This window comes from Niallia sp. Marseille-Q9988 (assembly GCF_976954375.1).
In genome coordinates this window covers 185,584-195,906 of sequence record NZ_CDRJSZ010000010.1, presented here as the reverse complement: position 1 = coordinate 195,906, position 10,323 = coordinate 185,584, and the positions used below count along the sequence as shown (strand labels likewise).

Annotated in this window: 10 protein-coding genes and 1 riboswitch; of the genes, 4 read left to right on the top strand and 6 right to left on the bottom strand. The window is 36.5% G+C overall.

Annotated elements, in window-relative coordinates; all coding sequences use genetic code 11:
* Positions 1–215: 215 nt before the first annotated feature.
* The 5 genes from ACWNMZ_RS18630 to ACWNMZ_RS18610 form a co-directional block, all read right to left on the bottom strand.
* Positions 216–890 (bottom strand): DNA alkylation repair protein, encoded by a 675-nt coding sequence (locus ACWNMZ_RS18630; protein WP_449598771.1) that lies wholly within the window; start codon positions 888–890, stop codon positions 216–218.
* 24 nt (positions 891–914) lie between these two features.
* Positions 915–1,220, bottom strand: coding sequence for a DUF1398 family protein (locus tag ACWNMZ_RS18625; RefSeq protein ID WP_311298456.1), 306 nt, complete (start codon positions 1,218–1,220; stop codon positions 915–917).
* Positions 1,221–1,348: 128 nt separating this feature from the next.
* Positions 1,349–1,735: a helix-turn-helix domain-containing protein gene (locus ACWNMZ_RS18620; RefSeq protein ID WP_081836678.1), complete on the bottom strand. Its 387-nt coding sequence runs from the start codon at positions 1,733–1,735 to the stop codon at positions 1,349–1,351.
* A 177-nt stretch (positions 1,736–1,912) separates the two neighbouring features.
* Positions 1,913–3,568 (bottom strand): M20/M25/M40 family metallo-hydrolase, encoded by a 1,656-nt coding sequence (locus tag ACWNMZ_RS18615; protein WP_235251920.1) that lies wholly within the window; start codon positions 3,566–3,568, stop codon positions 1,913–1,915.
* Positions 3,569–3,670: 102 nt separating this feature from the next.
* Positions 3,671–3,826, bottom strand: coding sequence for an AsnC family transcriptional regulator (locus ACWNMZ_RS18610; RefSeq protein ID WP_160314240.1), 156 nt, complete (start codon positions 3,824–3,826; stop codon positions 3,671–3,673).
* Positions 3,827–4,081: 255 nt separating this feature from the next.
* Positions 4,082–4,183, top strand: a riboswitch (purine riboswitch).
* Positions 4,184–4,262: 79 nt separating this feature from the next.
* Here ACWNMZ_RS18610 and ACWNMZ_RS18605 point away from each other — a divergent pair.
* The 4 genes from ACWNMZ_RS18605 (at position 4,263) to ACWNMZ_RS18590 (ending at position 8,916) form a co-directional block, all read left to right on the top strand.
* The gene (locus ACWNMZ_RS18605) at positions 4,263–5,336 is read left to right on the top strand and encodes a solute carrier family 23 protein (protein WP_031538616.1); all 1,074 of its coding nucleotides are present in this window, start codon (positions 4,263–4,265) and stop codon (positions 5,334–5,336) included.
* Between the two features lie 22 nt (positions 5,337–5,358).
* A complete protein-coding gene (locus ACWNMZ_RS18600) occupies positions 5,359–5,901 on the top strand; it encodes a phosphoribosyltransferase family protein (protein ID WP_449598770.1) in 543 nt (180 codons plus the stop codon).
* A gap of 245 nt (positions 5,902–6,146) precedes the next feature.
* Positions 6,147–7,724: a cation:proton antiporter gene (locus ACWNMZ_RS18595; RefSeq protein ID WP_251629062.1), complete on the top strand. Its 1,578-nt coding sequence runs from the start codon at positions 6,147–6,149 to the stop codon at positions 7,722–7,724.
* Positions 7,725–8,367: 643 nt separating this feature from the next.
* A complete protein-coding gene (locus ACWNMZ_RS18590; protein ID WP_449598769.1) occupies positions 8,368–8,916 on the top strand; it encodes a GyrI-like domain-containing protein in 549 nt (182 codons plus the stop codon).
* A gap of 171 nt (positions 8,917–9,087) precedes the next feature.
* Here the strand turns inward: ACWNMZ_RS18590 and ACWNMZ_RS18585 are convergent, their stop codons facing one another.
* On the bottom strand, positions 9,088–10,305 hold the full coding sequence (locus ACWNMZ_RS18585) for a putative bifunctional diguanylate cyclase/phosphodiesterase (protein WP_449598777.1): 1,218 nt from the start codon (positions 10,303–10,305) through the stop codon (positions 9,088–9,090).
* Between the last annotated feature and the right edge of the window lie 18 nt (positions 10,306–10,323).

Below are 10,323 nucleotides of genomic sequence, written 5' to 3'. Positions count from 1 at the left end.
GCTGCGCTGCGGGGTCTCAGCCTTTCCTCTATTTCCCGCAGGAGTCGACCGTCCTCCGCTCCATTTCACTTCATTTTTAAACCTTTTTCTAAAATATAAATACGAACGATCATGTAAACTTACCGCATAATCGTTCGTATTTATTGTTGGCTGAAATGTTTATGTCCCAGCCTCTTAATTAAAAGGCTATTTAACAACCTTTACAGAACTATCATTCACAGATTTTTTAAAGCCTCTCGTCGACTAAGTGGCTTTAAATCGTTGAAAGAAACGAAATCTCTCACAGCTACAGGATTCGTTTTTGCATATTCTCGCAGTACCCATCCTATTGCTTTCTGGACAAAAAATTCGTCACTATCAGCTGTAGTAAGAATATATTGAAACAAACGTTTTTCATCTGTTCTCTTCTTATAGTAAAGTTGATATAGCAATGCGGATCTTTGTAACCAAAAATTATCATCTACAATCCATTGATCTGCATATTGAGCTATTAGTTCTGGATAGATTGTGAACAGATTACCCATTATATGTGGAGAAAGCACATCCACCGTATCCCACCATGATTTTTTCACTAATAAAGAACTTAACCATGGTATATCATCTGGGGTAAGCTCTTTTTTTACTTTTTCAAGAATATCAAGAGCTGCTTTTTGATACTCTCTTTCTGATCGTTCCCACAATATAAAAATAATATCTTTTAATTTTTCTTTTGTTGGGACTCCATATTCACGAAAGAACTGTTTCGTCAGTTTTCGGCGTATTGGTGTTCGAATCCCTAAAAAGGCAAATTGGTTCCGCAAATAATTCTCCGACCATTCCGCATAATCCCTATCCATATGTTGTGTATATAGTTTAACAAGTTCCTCTACATAATTATTTGTTACGTCCATCACTTAGCACCTTATTTTAAATTTTTATATTTTAAGCTGTTCTTCTATTTCTTCTCCTCTTGCTCCAAGGTATAGGACCTTTTTTTCTTGTATGAGTACACGATAGCTGACAATTCCTGCTTCAGCAATCTCTTGCAAGAAAGCTAAGAAAGGGAGTGAGATGTTAGCAATGGCCGCAAGTACCTTCTTTCTATTAAAATTATCTGAAACTACCAAGTTTACCTGGGAATCTGTTTTAAATTCCTTGTATACTCCTTTATAGGTGGCTTGCCCTGTTGCAACTTCGATTTCGTATTCATTAATTCCTCTTTGGGACAATTCATCTAGAATGGAGCAAAATCTATTACACCGTTACTTCTTCTCTGAATAATTTCTTGGAACTCGTTTTCTGTTATTTTGTCATTCATACATAATACCTCCACTAATAATTGTATTTCCTTTCAATGTGTATCATCATTTTAACCTTGAACATACTTCTTATTCTTGTAAAAATGGGACATTATCTTTATGAAGAGAAAAAAATCACTCGGTATGGAGGCTGTATGCTTTCGAAATTCTTTTATAAAGTGTGATTGGTCAGTATATCCAGCTTCAAAAGCTATATCTACCAATTTATTTGTTGTATTCGCCAATTCTAGAGCATATTGAAATTGGACAATTTGTGAGAATGCCTTAGGGGAAACGCCGATTCTCTCCGTAAATTTTCGTCCAAATTGCCTTCTGCTAAGAACTACATCTTGGGCTAATTCATTAATTCGCATGGTACCATGTGTTGCTATTATTTGATTGATTACCCATGAAATCCAAGGATCAGTATCCATTTCTTTGAACTCTTTCCATAACATTTCTTCTGCAAGCGCGTTCCGTCTTTTATATTATCTATGCATGTAATGTTTGATGTATCTTTTAATAGAAGTTTTTAAATAATTCTATTATTTCCTATTGATTTATAATGGTAATATACCATTTAAAGAACTTCTTAAATAGGATCTCCGTCTCCTTTTTTCCATAACAATATATGACTACTTCCCTAACCAACAAACCGTTAAATCCCTAATCAAATGCGGCAACGTTTCAAACGAGTATGGCTTATAAACTCTCTCTGTCCACCGGTGAGCATCCATCCCATATACGCCAATATTAATAGCTGGAACATTCAGCTCCCTTATCTTATCAACCGGGACTGGGTAAATACTCTTCCATTCAGGAAAATTATGAATAAGGGATTCTATTTCTTCTTCTGTGTCATGAAGGGATAAATAGCTACTGTCTGATAGATAGGGGAAAAATCTTTTGATAGAAAATTGTTCGACTGAACCAGATTCCCATTTTCCTACCACTTCATCGATAACGCCTATTACGCGTTTATCCCGCTTACTTTCTCCTATTAAATAATGATGGGGACAATAAGGTGGAGCAAAAAAGATAATAATACAAGGAACTCCAGTAGCATCTTGCTGCCTTAGGGAATCTACTATTTGAAAACAAACCTCCCGTGGGTCTTCCTCTTTATAGGCAGCTTCCATTTGTTCCGCTATTCCCTCCACATCCACTCCTTGCTTTCGAAGCTTCTCGCAATACTCTTCAAATGTATAAACTTCCATTTCCCATTTCGGCATTTCCTCAGGAAAATGATTACGTAAGGCATACAATTGATACTGCTTCTGATAATAAGTTTCCGTCGTTCTCGCTGCCTTATTCGCAATCCTTCTTAATTTCTCAACTACTACTTGTGGACTATCCTCTAATACCATTAAATTAAAATAAATATGACTCGTTACCGCTGTTTGCACATTATAAAAGTCTTTCGTATCCCGGTGATATAAAACAGACGGCGGTGTCATCAGCTCTCCTTCTACCTGTTCGATCAATTCCATATTATTATTGATAAGACGGTTTAATTCAGAGGTTACAAGCGTTGGATCTAACCCATCTAGCGTTCTTCCAACATGCGTTTCTCTCCCATATACGTAAAAGCAAGGAAGTAGCTTGCCAACTGCTCCCGTATAAATATATTTCTGCTCATCCCCTGGAAAAAGAGAAGTTATGTAATCAGTATTGATTGCTACAATATAATCCAGCTGTTCCTCTTTACGAAGTCGCAGTAGCTCATCAACAGCAGCAATTACTCCAGTATGCTGATTTTCTTCCACTGGATTGACCATAAAGATAATCTCTCCATCCCATTTATCACGATGCTCACTCAGATAAAGAATATTCGCTAGATGAACAGCAATCCCACTCTTCATATCAAGCGCTCCACGTCCAAACATCCAATCACCTGAATGCGCTTGTTCTTGAATCTCTTTATTTCCCTCCCAGCTTTTGAAAAATTCTAGCAAGCGCTCTGGCATATTTGCTAGTTCTTGAATTTTCCCATAATCATCTGTTCCTACTGTATCTAAATGAGCATGATAAATGACAGTCTTCTTGGATGCACCATTGCCTTTTATCCTTGCAAAAACATTCTTTCTGCCAATTCCATCATTAGGCAAAGGCTGTGTCCATATCATTTCAGGACAGTCTTTAAAATAAGGAAAACTATGAAGAATTTCCTCTATCTTATTGGCAATCTCAACCTCTCCCACTGTTCCATTAATACTTAGAATGTTTACGAGAGAAGTAGTCAGTAAGTTTACTTGATTGAATGTGGATAGGTTTTCTAGTTTTTTGAACATTTTATCTCACCCTTTTCATTCTGTTGTATTTCGAATCATACCGAATAAAGAGAATATTATCTTTTAATATGTTAAATAATCTTACGTATTTTCTCTCTATCATTAAATCCCTCTGTAAAAAAATAGCCGCCCCAACAAATCGGGACGGTTCTTTTGCTTCCTCAAGAGGATATTCTGTGCAATTTCTTTAAAAGTGATTCTTCCATCTTCTTGTAAAAAAGAGATAATTTTTAAATCAATATCATCGATTCCTTCCAATCTATCCACCAACCCTTGAGTATACTTTTGTCCACTACATAATAGTTTGATTTACTTATAACACGTTACATTTATCTTGTAAAATATATCTATCCTACTAGTGGCTATTATGTACCCAGATGATGAACTTTGCACTTCTTGTTTCCATATCAAAAAGCATCCTACTTATCAGCATTTTACTCTTAAATAAACAAATCATTTTATAATTTTCCGAATTTTATATTTAAAATCCGAATATTATACGCTATAATGATGACATTATACGACAAATACCCCCTTATAATTCCGGTAATATGGTCTGGAAGTCTCTACAGAGTGGCCGTAAATCACTCTACTATGGACGGAAAATTTCTTTTTTCTAGAAACCGTTCTTTTTCTGCTGAACGGTTTTTTTCTATAGGAGGCAACAAGCGGGAAATAGAAAAGGAGAAGGAAAATGGAAGATATACTTAAAGACATACTTGCGGCATTAAGTGTTGTATTAAATGGATTGCCACAAGGATTACTGGCACTTTCCTTTGGATTCGCATCTGTACCAACTGCATTAGCATTTTTTGTGGGGGCTGTTGGGAATAGCTTAACAAGTAATGTGGCTGTTATTTCCTTTCAAGCCGAAACAATCGCCGTTGCAGGAACAATGGGTAAAAATATGAGAGAACGACTTTCTTCGATCTTTTTTGGTGCTCTTTTATTAGTTATCATTAGTATCTTTGGATTGATGGAGCAGATTGTTACCTGGATTGGTCCTGTTATTACAAATGGAATGATGGCAGGTGTTGGTTTCATGCTTGCGAAGGTTGCGTGGGATATGGCAAAAAATGATCGAATCATTGGCATAACTTCTTTTGCAAGTGCTTTACTGACCTATATTATTACAAAGGACTTAGTGTATACAATCACTATTTCTGTCATACTTTCTAGCATTGTCTATCATTTCACGAAAAAAGAGGGTGTCACTGTCACAAAAAACATATTAGAAGATAAATTTAAGCTTCAAAAATTCATTGTGAATTCTTCGGTTATTCGTGGGGCATTAGCTCTTGTTTGTTTAAACATTGGGGCAAATATTGCCTTTGGTAAAATCAATGGAGAAATCGCTGGAGAAAGTGTAAATATTGATACTCTTACAATCATAAGTAGTTTAGCTGACATGGCTTCTTCCCTGTTTGGCGGAGGACCAGTCGAAGTAATTATTTCAGCCACAGCATCTGCCCCACATGCCGTTTGGGCAGGCGTTTTAACAATGGCAATAATGGCAGCTATCTTACTCTTTAAACTCTTACCAAAAATCGGAAAGTATGTACCTAGTTCTTCAATTGCCGGCTTTCTATTCGTTTTAGGAGCAATCGTGACATTACCAGGAAACGCGACTGCTGCACTAACTGGCACTGAAGCTGGTTCTCCTATCGTTGCTGCTGTAACCATAATTGTTACAGCTATCGCTGATCCATTTTTCGGACTATTAGCTGGAGTTGTTATGGAATTTCTACTAGGAATCTTTGGAGTTTAAAAGAATAGGAGGGTTTTATTAATTGGAAACTTATACACTAAGAGTCGCAGGAGTAAAAAGAGAATTACCTATAATCCCTATTTCTAAGGAATTAAAGATTGCAAGCTTTGTAATCTTAGGAGACACAGAAATAGTTGCTGCTTCCGCTCCTTTACTAGCAGAACATTTGAATGGAGTAGACTATTTAGTTACAGCAGAAGCAAAAGGAATCCCACTTGTATATGAATTAGCTAAACAATTAGAAATGAATGAATACATCGTTGCCCGAAAAAATGTGAAACCATATATGAATGAACCACTAATCAATCAAGTAGTTTCCATTACGACTCAAAAGGAACAATTACTCTGTCTGGATGGTAAAGACGCAGCCAAAATTAAAGGAAAGCAGATTGCCCTAATTGATGACGTCATTAGTACAGGAGAATCTATGCGAGTACTCGAAGAACTTGTTAGCAAGGCAGGGGGAATCGTTACTGCTAAGGCAGCGATTCTAGCAGAAGGAGCCGCAGCTGAAAGAGACGATATCATCTACTTAGAAAAGCTACCAATTTTCAAGGGAAATTGATTAAAACAAAGGAAGCAATAGAATCTTCTCTCTGCTTCCCACCGTTTCCTTATTGTATGAGTAAAATGTTTGTGGGAGAATAAATATCCTTTTTGTCTAGTTGGGGGACGAGTCCCCCAACTAGACAAAAATGCCACCAAAGGACCCCCATATTCCCTAATTTGTAAATTCCTTCATACTTCGTTATTCTTGTACTGATATGTTTTTCTTAAAATGACTTGTTTAGGAAAGAAGGCGTTATTTACATGCAGGACTTAGATTTGCATTATGTGTTTGAGCTTAGTCTGATCTTAGTGATGATTGCAGCTGGAATTACTGCTATTGCCAAAAAAGTAAAGCAGCCATATCCAATTGCCTTAGTATTAGTTGGAGCCATTATTGGGTTAAGTAATATTCCTATATTGGATCCAGTAAAGACATTTATAACCGAAGGAGAAATCTTTAACTTTGTCATTATCACTTTATTTTTACCCGCTTTATTAGGGGAAGCTTCGCTAAAGCTGTCGTACGCTCACCTGATAGAAAATAAGAAGCCAATACTTCTACTTGCTTTTGGAGGCACCTTATTGTCTTTTATCATTGTTGGTTTTTCTTCTGTATGGCTGCTAGGCTTTACAATTCCTGCAGCATTTGTGTTTGCTGCTTTAATGAGCGCGACCGATCCAGTTAGTGTTTTATCCATCTTTAAAACGGTCGGTGTCAAAAAAAGACTGTCCATTGTCGTGGAAGGAGAAAGTCTGTTTAACGATGGACTAGCTGTTGTCCTTTTTAATATATCTGCTTTCTACTTATTAGATTATCTAGATTTAGGAATAGCAGGATTAGGTAATGGAATATGGCAGTTTGTGAAGGTTATTACCCTTGGTTTAATTGTTGGGGGAGTGCTTGGCTATGGTTTTTCCAAGCTAACACAATACTTTGATGATTATCCACTCGAAATTATTTTTAGTATTATTTTATTTTACAGCTCCTTTTTACTTGCAGAAAGTATTCACGCATCTGGCGTAATTGCTGTCGTTATAGCAGCCATCATTTTTGGAAACTATGGAGCAAAAATTGGAATGAGTCCCACTACCAAGCTAAATATCAATAACTTTTGGGATGTTGCTGCCTTACTAGCAAATTCACTTGTATTTTTAATGGTTGGACTAGAAATCACCAATATCGATCTTGAAGATAAATGGGGATTAATCCTTTTCGCGATTCTGATTGTACTAATTGGAAGAAGCCTAGCTGTATACATTAGTCTTGCTTTTATGAAGAACTTTCCAACCTCTTGGAAGCACGTAATTAATTGGGGCGGATTAAAAGGCTCCCTCTCTATTGCACTTGTCTTAAGCCTACCTAGAGATTTCGAGGGGCGAGAAGATATCTTATTAGTGGCTTTTAGTATTGTTCTTTTCTCTTTATTAGTGCAAGGACTTTCCATTAAACCATTCTTATCCTTATTAGGCGTCAATAAAAAAGAGGAAGGTTATAAAGAATATGAAGTATTAATTTCAAAGAACTTTCGTTTAAAGGCTTCCATCCAAGAGCTAACCGAAAGTAAACATAATGCTATCATTACAGGTACTGTACTTAAAGAAAGAATGGAACAACTTTCAAAAGAACAAAGGGAATTAGAGCTAGAAATGGAGAAATTCTATCAGAAAACTCCTTCTCTCAAGGAACAACAGCACATATTATTAGAAAAGCAATCATTGTACGCCCAATATGAAGCGATTGAAAAGCTTCTTAAAGAAGAAATTATCTCGGATGAAACAGCCAAGGACGAGCAAGCAAATATAATCGATCAGCTTGTTAAATTAGAGAATAATCATTAGGGTAGTAATGGGACGGTTCTTGTGAGGTCAACATCTTTACAAGAATCGTCCTTTCTTCACCAACTATTTAACGCCCTCTTAACTATTCCTTCGCTCCTTTGCTTCAAGAATTTAGAATCAATACAACCATTTCCCCCACTTCCTTTCAAACGCATCACCTCTTTATAACTATAAAGCAGGAGTCTAGTAGAAGATGGCACCACTGCCTATAGGTAGGATTTTGTTAACATTTTTTAGATATTAGATGTAAGAAGTAACGGGAGGGTTCGAGACCACTGTAAAAGCTATCGAGTTCTAACTTATTAAGATGGAAGGTAGGGGATTCTTTGAGTCACCTATTGTTTTGGTGAACTTATTATTTGAAAGCAATAGTTTGTTTTTTTATCAACTTCCATAAATGACTAATTTACTTTTAGCGTGTAAAAAAATTTCTGTTACACTGAGTATCCTAAACCTGACATAACGTAGTCATATTAAAGAATATATAATGAAAATTAATGTTGACGAACATTTCTCAAATTAAAATGGAGGCTAATATATGCCTGAACACTATCAAAATAAGACGAATAGCAATGAAACGAAAAGTAAAATAATCAATGAACTTCCCACAACAGATCACTTGCATGCTGCGGACGTTCCTGAAATGGCGATAGCCCCTAAAGCTACATTTGTGTCCATCTTAGGTGTGGGGGCACCAGGAACAGATGCATTTTATCGAAAAATGGCGTTCATTACCGATATTGGACGTATACTTACGCATGGAGATAACACGCTTGATGGTTCTCCAGTTGTTGAAATTCTCTACTGGTATCCAGACGACGCAATACAAGTTGGTATCGCTGACTTCTATAGCGTGAATCCCATATCATCATTGCTTTATCGCATGCTGGTACAAATTAACGAAAATACTTCAAAAGCAGATGTCGAAATGGCTCGTCGTTCTGCAATGAGTGCATCTGATATGGAAAACGAAAAGCTAGAAATAGTCACAATCCCTGAGCAAGTGGTTGTACAAGTGATGCATCATGGTCCATTTGCTAATGAATACGACACTCTAGCTAGACTTGGGGCCATAGCCGATCATTATGGAGTTAGAAGAAGTGGACCCCATCATGAAATTCATCTTGACCCGTTCAATCGTAGTACACCTCAAGACACACTACGTACGATACTACGTGATCCAGTTTCTTAAAAATTCCATTAACATAGAAGACAGGGATTACTTATGTATTGTAAAAATGTTAGTTTTATCAAAAAAAGAAATAATGCCAAGGCCTCACTTGCGTGTAAACTACAAGTACAGGTCTTGGCATATAATTATTTTGGAAAGGACACCTTAAAATCGGAACCTGTCCCAACGAAATCAGTAGAACTGTCCCTCTGTTTCCCTTAATAATAAAAGTATTTCGTTAGGTGGCAGTGGTTTACTATACAAGTAGCCCTGGAGCTGAATGCACCCTTTATCTTTTAGAAAGTTGAATTGTTCTTGCGTTTCTACACCTTCTGCTATCACATTTATACCTAATTCCGAAGCAAGAGTGATGATGGCTGAAACAATAGCTGTATCTACCTGACTAGTAGGAAGATGGCTAATAAATGATTGATCAATTTTAATGGTATCCGCCTGAAACTGTTTTAAGTACATGAAGGAGGCATATCCAGTTCCGAAGTCATCAATAGAAACCTTTATTCCCATGTTCCGCAATTTGGAGACCGCATCCCTAACCAGCGATTCATTGCTAGATAACACACTTTCTGTTATTTCTATTTCAAGATATTCTGAGGATATCTTAAATTCCTTTAGCTTTTTACTCACTAGTGTAGCAAAATCTTGTTTTAATAGCTGCTTAATTGATACATTTATGGCGATGGGAATCTTTATATTTAACTTTTCCCATTCCTTTATTTGATTACACGCTTTATTAAGTATCCACTCACCTAGCAGTAAAATAAAATCACTTTCTTCCGCTAGGGAAATAAAGGTGGCCGGATTGATCATTCCTTTCTCTGGATGAATCCATCTAATTAATGCTTCCACTCCAATAATAGTACCTGTTTCTGTATTAATTTTGGGCTGATAATAAAGAACAAACTGATTTTCTTTCAGTGCTTTTCTGAGATTGCTTTTTAATTGAAAAGCACGAAGGTCGTTTTTATTCATTTTTGGATCATACAGATTATAGGCGTTACCACCTATTTTTTTCACACCATACATAGCAATGTCGGCGTTTTTCATAAGCTCCTCAAACGTTTGACCATGTTCCCCACTAAGACTTATGCCGATGCTCCCATAGGTGGAAAATTCTTGACCATCGATAATAATCGGTTCTTCGATTGCTTTGAGAATTTTGTCCGCCAATTCAAGCAGCATGGTTTTATTCGTACAATTACTAATTAATATAACAAATTCGTCCCCGCCCATACGTGCAACAACATTCGTTTCTCCAATGGCCTCTTGAATTCGTTTCCCTACTTCTTGTAATAACTTATCCCCAGAAGAATGACCAAAAGTATCATTATGTGGTTTTAAGTTATCTAAATCTAAAAACTCAACTTTCGCACCAAAAAAATAAGTGCAAATCGTTAGTTGTATTGCGTC

Bases quoted from the DNA above. Each gene is read 5' to 3' on its own strand.
- ACWNMZ_RS18630 (WP_449598771.1), bottom strand. From the start codon at position 890: ATGGACGTAACAAATAATTATGTAGAGGAACTTGTTAAACTATATACA.
- ACWNMZ_RS18620 (WP_081836678.1), bottom strand. From the start codon at position 1,735: ATGTTATGGAAAGAGTTCAAAGAAATGGATACTGATCCTTGGATTTCA.
- ACWNMZ_RS18615 (WP_235251920.1), bottom strand. From the start codon at position 3,568: ATGTTCAAAAAACTAGAAAACCTATCCACATTCAATCAAGTAAACTTA.
- ACWNMZ_RS18605 (WP_031538616.1), top strand. From the start codon at position 4,263: ATGGAAGATATACTTAAAGACATACTTGCGGCATTAAGTGTTGTATTA.
- ACWNMZ_RS18595 (WP_251629062.1), top strand. From the start codon at position 6,147: ATGCAGGACTTAGATTTGCATTATGTGTTTGAGCTTAGTCTGATCTTA.
- ACWNMZ_RS18590 (WP_449598769.1), top strand. From the start codon at position 8,368: ATGGCGATAGCCCCTAAAGCTACATTTGTGTCCATCTTAGGTGTGGGG.